This is a genomic window from Streptomyces sp. NRRL F-5135, assembly GCF_000719775.1.
GTDB lineage: Bacteria > Actinomycetota > Actinomycetes > Streptomycetales > Streptomycetaceae > Streptomyces > Streptomyces hebeiensis.
In genome coordinates, this window is the sequence record NZ_JOHR01000002.1 from 296,514 (window position 1) to 315,162 (window position 18,649).

13 protein-coding genes are annotated in these 18,649 nt (G+C 72.2%); 5 read left to right on the forward strand and 8 right to left on the reverse strand.

Annotation, left to right across the window (positions count from 1 at the left end):
* The first annotated feature begins 111 nt into the window (after positions 1 to 111).
* Positions 112 to 1,170 carry a glycosyltransferase family 2 protein gene (locus tag IG02_RS0105240; RefSeq protein WP_030742372.1) on the forward strand — a complete coding sequence of 353 codons (1,059 nt, stop codon included), beginning with the start codon at positions 112 to 114 and terminating at the stop codon, positions 1,168 to 1,170.
* A 186-nt stretch (positions 1,171 to 1,356) separates the two neighbouring features.
* Here IG02_RS0105240 and IG02_RS0105245 read toward each other — a convergent pair whose 3' ends face one another.
* The 4 genes from IG02_RS0105245 to IG02_RS0105260 all read right to left on the reverse strand — a co-directional run bounded on the left by IG02_RS0105245 (position 1,357) and on the right by IG02_RS0105260 (position 8,264).
* Complete coding sequence (locus IG02_RS0105245) at positions 1,357 to 3,375, reverse strand: LCP family protein (RefSeq protein WP_420707718.1); 2,019 nt, start codon at positions 3,373 to 3,375, stop codon at positions 1,357 to 1,359.
* A 178-nt stretch (positions 3,376 to 3,553) separates the two neighbouring features.
* Positions 3,554 to 5,407 carry an LCP family protein gene (locus IG02_RS0105250; RefSeq protein ID WP_030742377.1) on the reverse strand — a complete coding sequence of 618 codons (1,854 nt, stop codon included), beginning with the start codon at positions 5,405 to 5,407 and terminating at the stop codon, positions 3,554 to 3,556.
* Positions 5,408 to 5,629: 222 nt separating this feature from the next.
* Entirely contained in the window at positions 5,630 to 7,192 is a 1,563-nt protein-coding gene (locus IG02_RS38730; protein ID WP_030742380.1) for an LCP family protein, read from the reverse strand.
* Between the two features lie 319 nt (positions 7,193 to 7,511).
* Positions 7,512 to 8,264 (reverse strand): TIGR03089 family protein, encoded by a 753-nt coding sequence (locus IG02_RS0105260; RefSeq protein WP_030742382.1) that lies wholly within the window; start codon positions 8,262 to 8,264, stop codon positions 7,512 to 7,514.
* 138 nt (positions 8,265 to 8,402) lie between these two features.
* Between IG02_RS0105260 and IG02_RS0105265 the strand changes: the two genes are divergently transcribed.
* The 3 genes from IG02_RS0105265 (at position 8,403) to IG02_RS0105280 (ending at position 13,104) form a co-directional block, all read left to right on the forward strand.
* The gene (locus IG02_RS0105265) at positions 8,403 to 10,010 is read left to right on the forward strand and encodes a peptidoglycan recognition protein (RefSeq protein ID WP_030742384.1); all 1,608 of its coding nucleotides are present in this window, start codon (positions 8,403 to 8,405) and stop codon (positions 10,008 to 10,010) included.
* Positions 10,011 to 10,182: 172 nt separating this feature from the next.
* Complete coding sequence (locus IG02_RS0105270) at positions 10,183 to 11,265, forward strand: nucleotidyltransferase family protein (protein WP_030742386.1); 1,083 nt, start codon at positions 10,183 to 10,185, stop codon at positions 11,263 to 11,265.
* Between the two features lie 825 nt (positions 11,266 to 12,090).
* On the forward strand, positions 12,091 to 13,104 hold the full coding sequence (locus IG02_RS0105280; RefSeq protein WP_030742388.1) for a DNA-3-methyladenine glycosylase: 1,014 nt from the start codon (positions 12,091 to 12,093) through the stop codon (positions 13,102 to 13,104).
* Between the two features lie 154 nt (positions 13,105 to 13,258).
* On the opposite strand, the gene IG02_RS0105285 is transcribed toward IG02_RS0105280, so the two are convergent.
* The 4 genes from IG02_RS0105285 to IG02_RS0105300 form a co-directional block, all read right to left on the reverse strand.
* The gene (locus IG02_RS0105285) at positions 13,259 to 13,726 is read right to left on the reverse strand and encodes a hypothetical protein (protein WP_030742391.1); all 468 of its coding nucleotides are present in this window, start codon (positions 13,724 to 13,726) and stop codon (positions 13,259 to 13,261) included.
* A gap of 200 nt (positions 13,727 to 13,926) precedes the next feature.
* Positions 13,927 to 15,420, reverse strand: coding sequence for a coenzyme F420-0:L-glutamate ligase (locus IG02_RS0105290; protein ID WP_078854210.1), 1,494 nt, complete (start codon positions 15,418 to 15,420; stop codon positions 13,927 to 13,929).
* Complete coding sequence (gene cofD, locus IG02_RS0105295) at positions 15,417 to 16,373, reverse strand: 2-phospho-L-lactate transferase (protein ID WP_030742394.1); 957 nt, start codon at positions 16,371 to 16,373, stop codon at positions 15,417 to 15,419. Before cofD ends, IG02_RS0105290 begins: the two co-directional genes overlap by 4 nt.
* Positions 16,374 to 16,514: 141 nt before the next feature.
* Positions 16,515 to 17,168, reverse strand: a complete 654-nt coding sequence (locus tag IG02_RS0105300; RefSeq protein ID WP_030742396.1) for a cysteine dioxygenase — start codon at positions 17,166 to 17,168, stop codon at positions 16,515 to 16,517.
* Positions 17,169 to 18,235: 1,067 nt separating this feature from the next.
* Here IG02_RS0105300 and IG02_RS0105305 point away from each other — a divergent pair.
* Positions 18,236 to 18,499, forward strand: coding sequence for a WhiB family transcriptional regulator (locus IG02_RS0105305; protein WP_030742398.1), 264 nt, complete (start codon positions 18,236 to 18,238; stop codon positions 18,497 to 18,499).
* Positions 18,500 to 18,649 lie beyond the last annotated feature (150 nt).

Sequence of the window (18,649 nt, forward strand, 5' to 3'; positions counted from 1 at the left end):
TGGCCCGGGCGCCCCGTACGCGTCGGTACGCCGCACGTACCCGTGAGCACGCCGTCGGTACGCGGCCCGGCCGAGGCCGGACCCGGGCCCGAAGGACCCCAGAAGGACCACATGCCTGCCCTGCCCCCCGCGGTCTCCGTGATCATGCCGGTGCTCAATGAGGAACGTCATCTGAGGAACTCCGTCCGGCACATCCTGGAGCAGGAGTACGACGGCGAGATGGAGGTGGTGATCGCCCTCGGACCGTCCACGGACCGCACCGACGAGATCGCCGCGGAACTGGTACGGGAGACCGCGTCGAGCGAGCGCGCCCGGGTCCGTACCGTGCCCAATCCCACCGGCCGCACCCCCGCCGCCCTGAACGCGGCGATCAAGGCGTCCAGGTACCCCGTGGTCGTCCGGGTCGACGGCCACGGCATGCTCTCGCCGAACTACATCGCCACCGCCGTCCGCCTGCTGGAGGAGACGGGCGCCGAGAACGTCGGCGGCATCATGCACGCCGAGGGCGAGAACGACTGGGAGCACGCGGTCGCCGCCGCCATGACCTCGAAGATCGGCGTGGGCAACGCGGCCTTCCACACCGGAGGCCGGGCCGGGCCCGCCGAGACCGTGTACCTGGGCGTGTTCCGGCGCGCGGCGCTGGAGCGGCTGGACGGCTACAACGAGGAGTTCATCCGGGCCCAGGACTGGGAGCTGAACTTCCGGATCCGTGAGTCGGGCGGAGCGGTCTGGTTCTCGCCCGAACTCCGCGTCCAGTACCGACCCCGCCCCTCGGTACGGGCGCTGGCCAAGCAGTACAAGGACTACGGGCGCTGGCGCCATGTCGTCGCCCGCTACCACGCGGGCTCGATCAACCTCCGGTACCTCGCCCCGCCGGCGGCGGTCTGCGCCATCGCGGCGGGCCTGGTGGCCGGCGTCCTGGTCACTCCGTGGGGGCTGGTCGTACCGGGCGGCTATCTGGCGGCGATCGTCGCCGGTTCCGTACCCGCGGGCAGGGGGCTGCCGCTGAAGGCGCGGCTCCAGATCCCGGTGGCGCTGGCGACCATGCACATGTCGTGGGGGTTCGGCTTCCTGACGAGCCCGCGCTCACTGGCGAAGAAGGTCATCGCCAGCCGCCGGCCGGCCGCCCGGCAGCAGGACGACAACGTCGGGGCGACGGGAACGCCCTGACCGCCTGTCTGCCTGACGGCCTGACGGTTCGACAGCCGGCAACGGTCAGTCGGCGACGGTCAGTCGGCGGCCGGCAGCCGTAATGACGAAGAGGCGCCCGTGGCCGGGTCGTTCACCCGGCCACGGGCGCCTCTCCCATGTCTCACGCACCACGCGTCGCACATGCCCGCGTGCGCGCGCTCGCCATCACCAGCGGTACGACTCGTACACGTCCATGCAGGCGTCCTCCTCGGAGCCGTTGATCGCGTCCGCCGCCTCCGGCAGGCCGCCCGCCTTGGGCTTCTTCGGCTTCGGGTACGACGTTCCGTCCCGCCAGTCGGCGCCCACGACCACGGTCACCCCGGACACGTCCGTGGACCGCTTCACCTGGTTCAGCGGTATACCGAGCGCCGTGGCCACCGCCTGCGCGGCGCCCTCCATGTCCGCGCTCGGGTAGCCGACCTCGGTCTTCTCCCGCGGGGTCGTGGTCGCGTCGGCCTGCGCCAGGGCGTAGCCCTTGGCCACGAGAGCCTGGACGACGACGGAGGCACGGCCGCCGACCGGGGCCGCCTGCGCGTCGCCGGTGCCGTTCCGTACGAGCACACCGGTATCGGCGGGGTCCGAGGCCAGGTCCTTCACGGCGGGCCCCGCCCGTTCGGCCGGCCTGTCCGCACCGGCGGCCTTCTCCGACCCCGAGGCCTTGTCCGAGCCCTTCGAGCCCTTCGAGTCCTCCGTGGGCTCTCCGTTGCTGTCGAACGCCACGTCGTCGCGGAGCATCGCCCACATCGTGCCGGCGTCCTCCGCCTCGACGAGGTGGTTGGGGTCCTGCGGGTCGGCCACCGTGGGCATCGTGGTCATGGTGATGCGATTGGTCGGCACGTCCTTGAGCTGCATGGCCAGGTCGAACAGCTTGTTGACCGTACCGATCTCCTCTGAGACCTCCAGCGACTCGGTCGCGGCCTCCGCCAGACCCGTCAGCCGGGGCGTGTCGGTGAAGACGCTCTGCGACTTCAGCTCGCGGAGCATCGAGTTCAGGTACATGTGCTGCGCCTTGGCGCGGCCGAGATCGCTGTAGAAGGCGTGGCGGGTGCGCAGCCACTGCAACGCCTGCTCGCCCTGGATCTGGTGCGACCCCTTCGTGAGCTTGAGGCCGGAGCCGCCGGGCACGCCGGGCAGCGGCCGGTCCCAGATGTTGTCCTTGACGCACACCTCGACGCCGCCTATCGCGTCCGCCATCTTCACCACACCGGAGAAGTCGATCGTCATCCAGTGGTCGATGTAGACGCCGGTCAGCTTCTCCCAGGTGCTCAGGGTGCAGCCGGGGCCGCCGCGCGCCAGCGTCTCGTTGATGATGGTGTTGGTCTCCGGGAAGACCTCGCCCGTCCTGGCGTCCTCGCACTCCGGGATGTCGACCCGGGTGTCCCGGGGGATGCTCACGACCGAGGCGTTCTTCCGGTCGGCGGACACGTGGAGCAGCATCTGGACGTCCGCGAGCGGCGGGTTGTCGGCGGTGTCCCTGCTGCCGCCGAGCTTCACGTTCTCCGCCTTGGCCCGGCTGTCCGAGCCGAGCAGCAGGATGTTCAGCGGGGTCTGGCCGGCCGAGTTGGCGACGGGCTTGTTCACGCCGCTGGCGCCGTTGCTGCGCTCGCCGCTGCGGAGGTTGCCGTTGAGGTGCCTGATGTAGACATAGGCCGCGCCGGCCGTCCCGAGTATGAGCAGGGCCAGTACGGCGGAGGCCCAGCGCAGTACGCGCAGGGGGCGCCGGGAGCGCGTCGTACGCCCCGGTGCCTCACCGCCGCCGACGCCGTCGGCTCCGTCAGCGCCGGCACCCTGGGCGGCGGCGGCCCGGCCACCCGCGGCCCGGGGATCGCCGGCGTCCTTGGCACCGCCGGCATCCTCGACCTGGTCGGCACCCGCACCGCCGAGCCCCTTGGCACCGCCGACTTCCTGGGTGCCGTCGGCACTCTTGGCGCTGTCGGCTTCCTTCACGCCGCCGGCCTCAGGCCCCGGCCCGCCGTCGCCCGGTGCCTCCCGCACCCACCGGCCACCGCCCGCCGTGGCCAGGACCTTCGGCTCGTTCTCCTGGTCGTCCGGCCCCTCCGGGCCACCGCCCGCGCCCGCGCCCGCCGCCCCGGCGGCCGACGCGCGCTCCGTGCCGTCGGCCGCCTCGCGTGGCCCCGGCACCTTCTCCTCGTGCTTCACGCGCTTCCCGTGCTTCTCGTACAAGCTGTTGTCCCCACCCGGATCACGGGTCTGTCGAGCGCTTTCGTGCTCTCCCTCCCGCTTCGCACCGCCTCGACGCACCGCGTTCCCCCTGTGTCAGGCAGGCCGTACGACCCGGAGCGGCTGGGGCCTTCCGTTCGAACATCGCCCGTCCGAACGAAAGGCCCCAGCCGCTCCGGTGTCACTTGGCGCAGACCTGTTTGTCCGCTGCCACTTTCTGCACACCTTCCGGCGCCTTCGCGGCTCCGGTGATGGGCACCCCGGCGCCCTTGAAGTCCTTGCCGAGGACCAGGGTCATCGCTTCCAGCCCCTCGGCGTCCTCCGTGCCCGGCTTCAGCGCGCTCCCGGGCAGGCCCATCATCTCCGCGAGGGCACGCGCCTGGTCGGCCTGGTTCGCCCCGTACTCCAGCGTCGTCTTCGGCTGGTCGGGGTCCGGGGAGTTGCCCTTGTTGGTGGACTTCAGGGCGCCCTGGTCGTTCTGGAGCCAGTTCAGGGTCTCCTGCGCCGCGCCCTGCGGCCCGCCGCCGTTGTACACGTCCACCCGTACGTCGGCCGGGGCCGCCTTGGGCCCCTTCAGCAGCGCCTGCTGCTGCTTCTTGGCCGCCGCCTCCTGCGCCGACTCCTTCTTCTTCACCTCGGTGAGGGAGATGTCGTTCTGCATCATCGAGAAGAGCGGCCTGGCCTTGGCCTCGTTGAGGACGACCGTGGCCTTGATCTCCTCGGCCGGGTTGTCGAGCACCGGCAGCGTCGTGAACGTGATGTTCTTCGGGTCGACGGACGCGAGTTCCCTGCCCAGCTCGCTCAGCTTCTCGATGGTGCCGATGCCGCTGTCGACCGTGAGCGCGTTGGTCGCCGCCTCCGCCACCTTCCAGAGCTTGCTGGGGCTGGTGAGGGTCTCACTGGACTGCATCTGACGGATCATCGAGCTGAGGAACTGCTGCTGCGTCTCGATCCGGCTGAGGTCGCTCTCGTTGCCGAACGCGTGCCGCGTCCGTACGAAGGCGAGGGCCTGTTCGCCCTGGATGACGTGTTCGCCCTTGCTGAGCTTCAGGTGCGACTTGGGGTCGTCGACGTCCTTGGCCACGCACACCTTCACCCCGCCGACCGCCGTGGACATCTCCTTGACCGCGTTGAAGTCGGCCATCATGAAGTGATCGACCGTCAGTCCGGTGATCTCCTTGACCGTGCGCATCGTGCAGCCGGGGTCCCGGCCGTCCTGGCCGAGGCTGACGTTGAACCGCGTGCCCAGTGTCCCAGGGATGGACGTCGTGGAGCCGTCCTTGTTCTTCGTCTCGCAGTCGGGGATGTCGGTGATCAGGTCGCGCGGGATGGAGAGCGCCGTGGCGTTCGTACGGTCCTTGGACACGTGGAACAGGATGTTCGTGTCGGCGTGGCCCTCGCTCCCGGCGTCGCCGTACCCCTCGTTGCCCTTGCCCGTCCGCTTGTCCGTGCCGATCACCAGTATGTTGATCGGCTGGTCCTTCTTGAACCCGCCGCTGCCCGCGCCCGCGACATCGATCGTGTCGATGTTGCCGTTGAAGTGCTGGTAGACGAAGTACGCGCCGGTGCCGCCGGCGACGAGCACGAACGCCAGCACCCCGCCCGTCCACACCAGCGCCTTCTTCTTGCCCGACTTCTGCTGCTTGCGCTTGCGGGAGGACCGGCCGCGCCCGGCCGCGGCGGCGCTGTCCGCCGGCCCCTTGCCCGCCCGGCGGCTGCGCTGGCCGGGCACGTCCGCGCGGGCCGTGGCCTCCTTGTCGGCCGCGCGGCCGCCGCTCCGGCCGCCGCGCGCACCCGAGCGGCCCGCGTCGGACGCCGACGCGGCACCGCTCCCGCGACCCTCGCCCGGCACGTCGTCCCGCGCCGGGGCACCTCTTCCGGGCGCGCCCGGGCCGGAGCCGGTGTCTCTGGGGACGGAGGTCTGCTGCCCATTGGAGTGGTCCAGTCGCAGCTCGTAGTTACCGGTCTGCGGGTTGAGCACCCACTGGTCGGCGGGGTCGATCTCGTCCGCCTGCCCACGGCTATGCGCATCCACGGTTGCTTGATCCTCCGTCGGTGCCACGCGGGCGTCTCCCCCCGGAAGACGCCCGGTTCATTCGATCCATGAGTGCGCGACCTACGCGGCCGGCTGCACCGGATCGCGCCACACTATCCGCCCAGTTCAGCGTTCAGGTACGCCAGTGACAAATTCCACGAGACTTACAAGCGGGCAATCCGCCCAATCGTCATAGACCGAAGGTCTCTGTTTGGCCACTGTTTACCCACACATCCCGTGCGACGCGTTCGTTCCTGTGTACGTCGGGTCCGGAGCGGAGCCCGTCATGGCGTCGGTGGACCCGGCGGTGTGGCCGGAATCGTCCTTGCCTGCTCCACGGCCTTCACGGCCTTCACCGTTCGTGCGTTCTTCGATGTTTTCTTCGACGCTTTCATGATCTTCATTCGAGTCTTTTTTCCCGGCCGTGGTCCCCGTGGGCGCCGGAGTTTCCCGGGAGTCCCCGGCTTCGGAGTCCCCGGCGGATTTCGCCGTTTCGACCCTGACGGGCCGGTCCTCGCGCAAGCGCTCGAACAACTCGTCCGCGTCCGGCTGTACGAGTTCGTCGCGGTTCGGGTCCGCGCTGTACGGCTGCCGGGGCGCGGTCAGGAACTGCACCTTCTCCGTCGGCACGCTCTGGAGGGAGCGCGCCAGCTCGTAGAGGTCGGTGAGCGACCCCAGCCCCGGGTCGGTGGTGAGCGACTTCGTCGCCGCGTCGAGCACCGGGTACAACTCGGCCGGATTCAGCAGCACGCCATTGCCGCTCACCTTCTTGAACAGGGAGCCGAGGAAGCTCTGCTGCCGTTGCATGCGCTCGGTGTCGCTGCCGTCGCCGATGCCGTGACGGACGCGTACGAACCCCAGGGCCTGCTCGCCGTCGAGCCTCTGCGGGCCGGCCGGGAGTTCGAGCTTGGAGGCCCTGTCGTCGACCGGCTCCGCCAGGCAGACGTCGACGCCGCCCACCGAGTCGACCACGTCCTTGAAGCCCTGGAAGTCGATCACCATGTGGTGGTCCACGCGTATGCCCGTGAGCTTCTCGACCGTACGTATCGTGCAGGCCGCGCCGCCGGTCTCGAAGGCCCAGTTGAACTGGGCGAACCGTGCCTCGGTCCGGGATCCGTCCGCCGCGCGGCAGCTCGGTGTGTCCACCATCAGGTCACGGGGCAGGGAAACGGCGGTCGCGCTCTGCCGGTCGGCCGCGAGGTGGAGCAGGATGGTGGTGTCGGAGCGCTGCGAACCGCCGTCGTCGCGGCCGTACTTGCCGTTGCCCGCGCCGGCCCGGCTGTCGGAGCCTATGAGCAGGATGTTCTGGGCTTCGAGGGAGACGGGGGTGGGGCGTTCCTTCTCGTACGCGCGCAGTTCGGCGGCGGCGGAGGTGTCGGTGGTGATGTTGGCGTCGAGCGAGCGGTAGAACCACCAGCCGGTGCCGGCGACGGCGAGGACGGCGACCGACGAGCCGAGCGCGGCCCAGCGCAGCCAGCGGCGCTTTCTCGGGACGGGGTGGGGCGTGGGGACGTCGGTGGCGTCGCCGGCCTCGTCGGCGGGGCCGGCGGGATCGTCGGCAGGGCTGTCAGCGGGACTGCCGGCGGGTCCGTCGGTGGGACCGTCAGTGGGTGAAGGGGAGCGGTCGGGCTGGTGCTCGCCGGCGTGCCCGTCGGCATCGTTGTCGGCGCTTTCCGCAGGGCTTTTGTCGTCAGGGCCGGGCGTCCGGGGCGTTGGCCCGTCGCCGGGCGGGCCCTCCGGCGCGGCCGGAGCGCTGCCGGCACTGTCGGTCACGTCTGTGTCCATCCTTCAAGGCTGTCGGCAACGCACTGGGCTGCCGGTCGCAGAGGTAGACGGGTGAGCACCGTGCTTGGTTGTGCCGGGAGTTGTGAGTTTCTCCGATCCTGTACGGGTGTTGAGACGGCCTTGGGTCAAGCCGGTTACCGGCCGATGTCGAACGGATACGGGCCGCACGGACGGTGTGCCGTTCACGTGTCGTCGTGCGCGCTCGTGGTGCGGTTGTGGTCGACGGACCAGGCCGGTCACACCATGCGGCCGGTCACACCGCGCGGTGGGGCACACGGCCCGGTGGCCCGAACCGCGATGGGGCACACACCGCGCTGGGTCACACGACGCGGTGGGTCACTCGTTCGTCCGTGACCCGCTGTTCCAGCGCCTCCGGGGCCAGCTTCTCCAGGTTTCGGCAGAGCACCACGGACCCACCCGCCGCGAGCGGGGCGAACAGCCCGGCGGACAGTCCCTCCCAGCTCCGGTACGAGAGCCCCGACAGCAGCCGGGAACCGGGGGCGAGCCCGCGTTCCACGGCGTCCGCGCGTGCCCGGTCGACGAGTTGGGCCGCCGTCAGTTCCGTACCGCCGACGGAGAGGGCCGGCTCGTCCGGGTCGACGGGTGCGTACGGCGCGAAGCGGTCGCCCTGGCCGGGCACCTCCACCGCGTAGTCCGCGAAGCCCACGGGAGCCTCGGGGAACCGTCCGCCCAGCGGCCTGAGCGCGAGCGCCACCCGCTCGCCGCGGCACGCGCGCGCCGCGTCCAGGGTGTCAGGACCGCTGACGACGAGGTCGGCCGCGGCCGGGTCGCCGCCGATGTCCACGGCCACGCCGACCGAGGAACAGGCCAGCAGCCACACGGCGCTCTGCCAGTGCGCGGGCAGCAGCAGCGCGAGCCGGTCACCGGGCTCGGCGGACAGGTCTCCCTGGAGCAGGTTGGCGGTCTTGGCCACCCAATTGGCGAAGGTCGCCACGGACAATTCGACGCGCTCACCGGTGGCATCGTCGTAGAAAGTGATCAAGGGGCGGGCCGGGTCCGCGGTGAGGGCGGATCGCAGCAGGTCGGCGGGGGTGCGGTCGGTGGCGTTCACGCGGGAAAGGGTACGTGGCGCGGGTGGCGGGCCGCCGCCGTACCGGTGACACGGTCCACTCGCCCGGCCGACGCACCGTCAGTTCTGTCGGCGGGTGCCCGACGGGCGGGCCGGGGCCGTCGCCGCCAGGATCGGTCCATGCGTTCTTCTCTCGTCTCCCCGATCGGTGTCGCGTGCGGTGCGGCGCTGGTCCTCCCCCTCTCTGTACCGCCGGGTGCCGCCGCCGCGCCGCGGGCCTCGTCCGCGTCCGCGGACGCCGCGCAGCTCACGCACACCTCGTCCCCGGCCCACCGCGTACGCCAGGGGCCCTCGGCCGTGCCGGGCTCCACCGAGTCGCTGCCGCTGCCGGAGCGCGCCTCGGACCGGTCGGCGGGCGGCGGCGCGGAACGGGGACTGGCCCGCCGCGCCGTCCACCCCTTCTCCCTCCTCGGAGTCGTCTGGGACGACGCCGACGAGGAACTGCGCGGCTCGGTCCGGGTCCGAACCCGGGCGCTCGGCTCGCACGACTGGTCCGACTGGCGGGAACTGTCGGCACACGGCCATGAACACGGCGCCGACCGGGGCACCACGGAGCGCGACGCCGGGACCGTACGGGGCTTCACCGACCCGTTGTGGGTGGGCGAGTCGGACGGTGTGGAGATCCGCGTACGGGCCGTCGACGAGCCGGTCGGTACGGCGACGGAGGCCCCGGCCCGGGCGCTGCTGCCGCGCGGGCTGCGGCTGGAGCTGGTCGACCCGGGCGGTGACCCGGTGACGGACGGGCCGGCGCAGGCAGGGGCGGGGACGGCGGCCGGTGCGCAGACCGTGGCGTCGGCCGGTTCGTCGTCGTCCGGGTCGGCGTCCGGCTCGTCCGCTGTGACGAGCGGGTTCACGACGGAGGCACCCGGGGCCCCGGGGACCGGTGCCGGCACCGGGACCGGAGCCGGGACCGGAACCGGTGCCGGTGCCGTCCAGCAGGCGGCCATGACCGTGGAGGAGGCGGCCAGTTCGGCGGTCAACGCGGAGTTCGCCGACCTCGGAGCCACCGAGATCACGGAGCTGTCGAAGGAGGAGACGGAGGAGAACCTCGCGGAGTACGGGGAGGAGACGGAGGCCGCCGAGGCGGCCGGGGCGCCCGGGGCGACGACGGGGAAGCCGTACATCGGCCCGCGCCCCCGCATCATCACCCGCCGGGGCTGGGGCGCGGACGAGCGGCTGCGCGAGAGGCAGTTCCGCTACACGAAGACGGTCAAGGCGGCCTTCGTCCACCACAGCGGTACGGGCAACAACTACACGTGCCGGCAGGCGCCCTCCGTCCTGCGCGGTATCTACCGCTACCACGTCAAGAGCAGCGGCTGGCGCGACATCGGCTACAACTTCGCCATCGACAAGTGCGGGAACATCTACGAAGGCCGCGCGGGTGGCGTGGCGAAGCCGGTGATGGGCGCCCATACCCTCGGTTTCAATTCCAGCAGCACGGGCATCGCCGTTCTCGGAAGCTACAACGCGACGAGGCCACCGGCGGCGGCGACGACCGCGCTCGCCCGGCTCACCGCGTGGAAGCTCGGTCTCGACGGCATCAACCCGCGCGGAAAGGTGCGGCTGACCTCCAAGGGGAGCAACAAGTACACGTACGGCAGGAAGGTCAGGCTCCATGCCATCTCCGGGCACCGGGACGGATACGTCACCGAGTGTCCCGGGCGTCGGCTCTACGCGAAGCTCGGCACGACACGGACCTCGTCGGCCCGTTACCAGGGCCGTCGCTGACCGGAGCGGTGCCGCCGGCCACGGTGATACGGCGCGGCGATACGTCGTGGTACGACACGGTGTGCCGGGCGACCGTACGGGCTGCGAAGATCGGTCGGAAGCACGTACCTATGCATGGACGAATGTGCGTATGTATGAAGCGCCGGCCCCAGCAGGAAGCAGAGACGACACGGTGACAGAAGCGATTCTCCTGGTCGGCGGCAAGGGCACCCGGCTGCGGCCGCTCACGGTGCACACTCCCAAGCCGATGGTCCCCGCGGCCGGCGTGCCGTTCCTCACCCACCAGCTGGCACGGGCGCGCGCGGCGGGCGTCGAACACATCGTGCTCGCGACGTCGTACCTCGCCGAGGTCTTCGAACCGTACTTCGGCGACGGCTCGTCGCTCGGCCTCCACCTGGAGTACGTCACCGAACGGGACCCGCTCGGCACCGGCGGCGCCATCCGGAACGTCGCCTCCCGGCTGCGCTCCGGCCCCGACGAACCGGTGCTCATCTTCAACGGTGACATCCTGACGGGACTCGACATCCAGGCGCTCGTGGCGACGCACACGGAGTCGGGCGCGGACGTCTCCCTGCACCTGACGCGGGTGCCCGACCCGAGGGCGTTCGGGCTGGTGCCGACGGACGCGGACGGGCGGGTGACGGCGTTCCTGGAGAAGCCGCAGACGCCCGAGGAGATAGTCACCGACCAGATCAACGCGGGGGCGTACGTGTTCCGGCGCTCGGTGATCGACTCGATCCCGGCGGGCCGCCCCGTCTCGGTGGAGCGGGAGACCTTCCCGGGCCTGCTGGCCGCCGGGGCGCACCTCCAGGGGATGGTGGACTCCACGTACTGGCTGGACCTGGGCACCCCGCAGGCGTTCGTACGGGGCTCCGCCGACCTGGTCCTGGGCCGCGCCCCGTCCCCGGCGGTCCCCGGCCCGTGCGGCGAGTACCTGGTGCTCCCCACGGCGAAGGTCGCGCCCGACGCGAAACTCACCGGCGGCACGGTGGTCGGCGAGGGCGCGCTGATCGCCGAGGGCGCCCGGGTGGCGGGCAGCACGGTCCTGGCGGGCGCGGTGGTGGAGCCGGGCGCTGTGGTCACGGACTCCCTGATCGGCGCGGGGGCCCGGGTGGGGGAGCGCGCGGTGCTGACGGGGGCGGTCGTCGGGGACGGGGCGGTGGTCGGCGCGGACAACGAACTGCGCGAGGGGGTACGGGTGTGGTGCGACGCGCGGCTGCCGGCGGGGGCGGTGCGTTTCTCCTCGGACGCGTAGCCGCCTGCCGGTGGGGGTGCGGGGGCCGCTGCGCGGTGCGGGCGCGGGGTGCGGTGCTGCGCGGTGGTGGGTGCGGGGGCCGGGGCCTCCGGAGGTACATGTCCGGACGGCATGATTTACGACGCGCAAGAGGCATACGTCTGGATGCGGGCGGTCGTCGCGCGTCACAAATCACGCTTTAGTGTCCGGACACGCACCTCCTACGACCCCGGCCCCCTCCCGCCGGTGGGCGAGTGCGGGCCGTTGGGCGACCACTGGCCACGACCGTGCCGACGCGGGGGCGCGTACACGGGCACCGTGACGCAGACGGGCGTGCGGTGGCAGTGGCAGGTGTACGTGTACGTACCTCGGCCCGGAGCGAATCGGCACGAAGGGTGAGGGCGACCTGGAAGAGACGGTCGCGCAGGCAGCCGTGCAGCAGGGCGTTCGTGCCGAGTTCGCTGACCACGAGGACCACGGGCCGGACGAGTTCGGGGTACCCCACTCGCCGACGAGCCGTCCGGCGCGTTTGCGCGCGAGGGTGACGCTGCCGGTCACGGGCGTGTAGTTGAGCCGGTCCTCACGGAGAACGGGTTCGGGCCGATGCGCCTCTCGGGCTGCGGACATGGACGCGCACCTCCATGTGTGTACCTCCGGAGGCCCCGGCCCCCCGCACCCACCCGGCCGGACCGCACCCCGCATGCCCTGCGCAGCGCCCCCGCACCCACCACCGGGGAGTACCGCACCCCGCATGCCCCGCGCAGCGGCCCCCGCACCCGCCCCGCAGCGCCCCACCCCCGCGTCATACCCTCAGAGGTGCCCCCGACCCCGACGAGGACCGCACCCGTGGCAGGCCGATTCACCCCGCGTCCCCGCACCGCACCCGGTGCCGTGGCCCGCACCGCGCCCGGTGCCGCGCCCCGCACCACACCCGGCGCGCGCGCCGGCACGCGGCGCTGGGCCACGCCCCCCGGCCCGTACGACCTCGGGCTCGTGCTCGGCCCGCTCCGCCGGGGCCCCGGCGACCCCACCTTCCGCGCGCTGCCCGACGGCACCGTACGACGGACCTGCCGGACGCCCGACGGGCCCTGTGCGCTGCGCCTCACCCCGTACGACGGGACCGTGACCGCCGAGGCGTGGGGCCCCGGCGCCGGGTGGCAGCTCGAGCGGCTGCCGGAGCTGCTCGGCGGCGCGGACGACCCCGACGCGTTCGCCCCGCGCCACCGCCTCCTCGCCGCCGCCCAGCGCCGCCGCCCCGGCCTGCGGCTGTGCCGTACGGGGCTGGTCATGGAGTCGCTGATCCCGTCCGTCCTGGAGCAGAAGGTCACCACGGTCGAGGCGTACCGCGCCTGGCGGCTGCTCGTACGGAAGTACGGGGACCCCGCGCCCGGCCCCGCCCTCGACAGCGGGGAACAGCTGTACGTCGTGCCCGACGCGCGGACCTGGGCGCTGATTCCCTCCTGGGAGTGGCACAGGGCCGGCGTGGACGCCAAGCGCTCCGCCACGATCCTGCGCGCGGTACGCGTCGCCCGCCGGCTGGAGGAGGCGGCGGCGATGGAGCCCGAGCGGGCCGCCGCCCGGCTGGAACTGATCCCCGGCATCGGCCCCTGGACCGCCGCCGAGGTCGTACAGCGCTCCAACGGCGCCCCCGACGCCGTCACCGTCGGCGACCTCCACCTGCCCGGCATCGTCGGCCACGCGCTCGCGGGCGACCGGGACGCGGACGACGCCGCGATGCTGGAACTGCTCGCCCCGTACGAGGGCCAGCGCCACCGGGCCACTCGCCTGATCCTGCTCAGCGGCCGCACCCCGCCCCGCCGCGCCCCGCGCATGCCGGTCCGGAACATCGCCCACCTGTAGCGCCGATAACGCCCGCGACGCGGTTACGGCCGTCGACGGAGCGGTGCCGACCGCCCACCTCCATGGGTGCGCGGCCAGGTACATGTGTCACGGCGGGCCCTCTTCGCAACCGCTGACGCAAGAGACGCCTCGCCGGCCGACGACCGTGGCCGCTTCAACGGACCAGGGACGAGGCCCGGGACACGAACGCGTCGATCGCCTCCCGCGCGTGGGCGTCCAGCGTGTCCCGCTCCGCCTGGTCCTGAGCCGTCGACACGTCCCGCGTGCACGCGTACGCCCGCTCGGCCGCGAGGACCACGTCCCGGTCGTCGGTCAGCAGCTTGACGCGGTAGAGCACCTGCCGCGTCGCCGTGCGCAGCCGGTGCGCCTCGTCGCGCGCGGCGACGAAGGCGGCCCCGGCCGGGTCCTCCCGCATGCTGTACCAGCGGCCCGCCTGCCCGTGGCGGTAGTCCTCCACCGCCGCGGCGAACGAACTGTACGTGGCCATCCGCTCCTGCCGGAGCGCCTCCGACCGGGCGAACAGCTCACCGCGCCGGGCCGCGAGGCGCTGGAAGACGTGCGTCATCACGGCACCCATGAGCGTGCCCCCGACCGCTACGACACTGGTCCATATGGCTTCCACGGAGCCAGCTCACCACAGCGGACGGCCGCCGCGCCGCCGGCTTTCGGCGCGGGAACCGCCGGACGCGTCGGCCGGGCGGCGTGCCCGGCCGACGCGCGGCCCTCGGCGGTACGGTGGCGCCCCGGCAGCCCGCCGTACCGACGTCCCGGCACGCCCTGAACGTCCCGTCACGTCGCCGGGCCCCTTCCGCGCCGGAGGCGTCACCGCACCTCGACGAACGCCTCCGCCGCCCGCGCCGGCCGGTCCTTCGGCGGAGCCGCCGCGTGGCCGACCGCCACCGCGCCCATCGGGTCCCAGTCCGCCGGCAGGTCCAGCACGTCCCGCACGACGTCCCGGCAGAACATCGTGGAGGAGACCCACGCCGAGCCGAGCCGTTCGCCCGCCAGCGCGACCAGGAAGTTCTGGACGCCCGCACCCGCCGCGACCACGAACATCTCGCGTTCCGCCGCGTCGCGGCGCGCGTCGCCGTAGGTGTGCGAGCCGTCCATGACCAGGCAGGGGACCACCAGGTACGGCGCGTTGCGCAGGACGTCCCCGCGCCGGACGCGGCGCGCGATCGACTCCTCCGACTTGCCGTCCCGGCGCAGGTCCGCCACCCACGCGTCGCGCATGGCGTCCAGCAGCCGCGTACGGGACTCGGCGGACTCCAGGAGGACGAACCGCCAGGGCGTCGTGTGGTGCGGGGCCGGGGCCGTGATCGCCGCCGCGACCGCGCGGCGGACCGCGCCGGGGTCGACCGGCTCGTCCGTGAACGCGCGGACGGTACGGCGTCCGGTGACCGCCTCCCGTACCGCCTCCGAGGTGCCGAGCCGGAACATGTCGTCCGCTGCGGACCGCACCAGGGCGCGGGCGCCGACGTCCGCCGCGCCCTCATCGTCCTTGCCGTCCCCGTCTCCGCCGTCGTCCCCGACCAGGTGCGCAAGGCCGCTGACCACCGCCACCGGCAGCCCCTCCGCCTTGCCCTTCACCAGGTCGCCGGCCGCGGCCAGCTCGTCGGCCGTCGCGACGACGGTCGCGCTCAGCGGGTTCCCGTGCGCGTCCGTCCCGCCGCGCAGGTCCGCCAGGACCCGTACCCCGGCCGCGCCGATCGCCACGTCGGTCAGCCCGTTGCGCCACGGCCGCCCGAAGGTGTCCGTGACGATCACCCCGACGTCGACCCCGAGGGCCTCCCGCAGGCCGGCCCGGATCGCCCGCGCCGAGGCGTCGGGGTCCTCGGGCAGCAGCAGGACGGTGCCGGGCGCGGTGTTGGAGGCGTCCACCCCGGCCGCCGCCATCACCAGGCCCTGGCGGTTCTCGACGATCCGGAGCGGGCCCCGCCGCGCCACGACCCGTACCGTCTCCGCGTCGATCGCCGCCTCGCGGTCGGCCGCCTCGACGATCCGGCCCTCGGCCTTGGAGACGATCTTCGAGGTGACGAGCAGTACGTCACCGTCCAGCAGGCCAGGACCGGCCGCCGCGATCAGCTTCGCGAGGTCGTCGCCCGGCCGGACCTCCGGCAGCCCCGGCAGCGCCCGCACGTGGTACGCGGACGAAGGCGACGCGGACGGGGCCGAGGACGGAGACGAGGACGGAGACGAGGACGGGACCGGAGGTACCGGCGCGGGCGGCGACGCCGGTGAGACCGACGAGGCCGACGAGGCCGACGAGGAGACCGGCGCGGCGGGCTGGGGCACGGAAGGCGGCGGCACCGTCATGCCCGTACCTCCTCGGCCAGCGCCAGCGCCTCTCGGGCCATCCCGGCGGCGGCGTCCAGGTCCGTCATCATCAGCGGTACGGCCCGGCTGCGGATCCCCGCGCGCTCGATCTCCGCCACGGCGCCCGCGTCCACGGTGTCGACCAGCCAGCCGTCCAGCAGCCCGGAACCGTAGTGCAGCGCCACGGCCGAGGCCGTCGCCTCCACGCCGATCGCGGCGAGCACCTTGTCCGCCATCCCGCGCACGGGCGCGCCCCCGACGATGGGGGACAGCCCCACGACCGGCACGCCCGCGTCGGCGATGGCCTCCCGGATGCCCGGCACGGCCAGGATCGTGCCGATGCTGACGACCGGGTTCGACGGCGGGAAGAGGATCACGTCGGCGGCGGCGACCGCCTCCAGCACCCCCGGCGCGGGCTTGGCCTGCTCGGCGCCCACCGGGACGATCGCCCGGGCGGCCAGGGAGGCCCGCATCCGCACCCAGTACTCCTGGAAGTGCACGGCCTTGCGCTCGCCGTCCACGTCGACCGCGACATGCGTCTCGACGCGGTCGTCGGACATCGGCAGCAGCCGTACGCCCGGCTTCCAGCGGGCGCAGAGCGCTTCGGTGACCGCGCTCAGCGGATAGCCGGCGCCGAGCATCTGCGTACGGACGATATGGGTGGCGAAGTCGCGGTCGCCGAGGCCGAACCACTCGGGCCCGACACCGTACGCCGCGAGCTCCGCCTTGACCTGGAACGTCTCGTCGGTACGCCCCCAGCCCTGCTCCTCGTTGATGCCACCGCCGAGGGTGTACATCACGGTGTCGAGGTCGGGACAGACCTTCAGCCCGAACAGATGGATGTCGTCACCGGTGTTGCCGATCACCGTGACGTCCGCGTCCGGCGCGGCCCGCTTGAGGCCACGCAGGAAACGGGCGCCGCCGATACCGCCGGCCAGAACCACAATGCGCATAAAGACAGTCTGTCAGCCGGAGGCTGATCGTTGGGGGGCGGTGGTCGGGCGACGGGTGGGCCTGTCAGCCGGAGGCTGATCGTCGAGGGGCGGTGGTCGTCGAGGGGGCGTGGTCGACAGGGGCCGACGGGCGGCCGGGTGTCAGCGCGCCGGCAGGACGTCCTGAGCCGTCGGGGCGCAGCGGGCCGAGTGCATCGGCATCTCCGTCAGACCCGGGTAGTAGATGTGCAGACTCACGGCCGGTTCGATCGAGTCATTGACGACTTCGTGTACGTAACCCGGCGCGAACACCCGTTGCGCGCCCGGAGCGAGGACATGGCTCCGGCTCTTCGGACGGCCCTCGAGGCGCACCCCGGGAAATGCTCCGGAACGCTCCTCAACGCCTTCCGTCTCTCCGGAGGATTTCGCGGAATGCCTCCCGGCCCCTTCTTCGACGCCTTTCACCGAATGCTTCTTCGAAAGCCTTTCCGAATTATTTTCCGAACGCTCCGTCAGTTCACCGGCGAGCACGGTCAGCACGCCGGAGGACCGCCCGTGGTCGTGCGTCCCGGTGCCCTGGCCGGGCACCCACGACAGCAGCCACACCTCGTAGCCGGGGCCCGTACGCAGCCGGTGGTACCAGCGGCTCGTGGCGTCGTACTGGACGAGCGGCGCCCACTGCGCGCGGTCGGCGGCGATGGAGCGGGCCAGGCCCACGAACTCGGCCACCGTGACCGGGTGCTCCCGGGCGGGCTGGAGCAGGTGCTGGACCTCGAGCAGGTCGCCGGCGATCTGAAGGTCGTTGTCGCTGTTCATCGGGTGCGGTGGTTCCTCGGCAGAAGGGTGTGCGGGGCGGCGCCGGCGGGGCGGCGCATGGCGCGCGGGGGCGGGGGTACGCGGGATGAGCCGGAAGCCGGTGGCCCGCGGGGACCGGTAGGCGTGGTGCGCCGGTGTGTGGGGGCGCGATCCGGCGGGTCGGCGGCCGGTGAATCAGTGGCCCGGCCCGTGGGCGGACCGGTCGGATCAGCGGATCAGCCGTGATGAACGGTGCGCGGCGGTGACCGGCGGAGCGGCGCCAGGTCCTGGCGCGACAACAGCGCGACAACCAACGGTGAGGGAGATCGCGACGGTCACAACACGGGCGAAGGCCGGCCGGAGCCCGGCCGCGTCAACAGCCGGAACAGCGGGAACAGCGACAGCGAGCCTGTACAGCGCTGCGGAAGCCACGGACGACGTGGGTCGCTGGGTGCGCGGGGTTCGCTGGCATGACACCAAGGTGGCGAGTCCCGTCGGTGGTGTCAACTTGATGATCGATATGTGTGAAATGTTTCACCTTTTCCGGTTGCGGCAGGTGGAGAAAGGTTTGCTCACGCCGGACGGGGGAGACATGGGCCCGCGACCGTGCTCGTTCACCTCTTCGTGCACCTCTCCACCTCCGTGCGCCGTGCCGCACGCCCGGGCGCGGGTTTACGGCTGTGATTCCGATCGCTTCGCGTGCGGGCCGGCAACACCGCCGGAATGCGTGTCGTCTCCCTTGGTGGGACTTCACGCTGCCTGACGGGGGCTTGCCGAGGTTTGAAGGGGCCTGATGAGGCTTGGTGAAGCTTCATCAGCCCCGGGGGCTTGGAGGGGCTGGGTGAGAGTTGTCCGGCTCTTGGGTGAAATAGGGAGGCGGTCGCGGGCAGGCCGGTGGCATGTGTCAACTTTTTGGTGATTTGAACACTTTCCGCATAGCCTTGGTTCCGCAGAGTGAATACCGGGCCCAATAGCAGATCTCGGCTTGACCGGCCCAGAGCGCACACTTGTAATTTCACTCGTGTCGTTCGGCCGAAATCGGAAGCGGCCACCATCACGGGGACGCAAAAGACAGACGAGGGGCGCACATGACCGAGCTGTTCCAGCAACTGCTGGTCGAGGACGCGGAAGAGGAACTCGGCTGGCAGGAGCGCGCCTTGTGCGCCCAGACCGACCCGGAGTCCTTCTTTCCCGAGAAGGGCGGTTCCACTCGCGAGGCCAAGAAGGTGTGCCTTGCCTGTGAGGTCCGCTCCGAATGCCTTGAATATGCCCTTGCCAATGACGAGCGATTCGGTATCTGGGGCGGGCTGTCGGAGCGCGAGCGCCGCCGCCTGAAGAAGGCGGCGATCTGAGGGTGCGAGCCGTGCCGGTGCCGTCAGGGGCCCGCACGTCGTGTCCGGTCCGGCACACCCGGCTTGTCATATCCGGCCCGTCGTGGCCGACCCGTCATGTCCCGGCGCGGTGTTCACCGCGTGACATGACTCTCCATCAGCGTCCCGCCG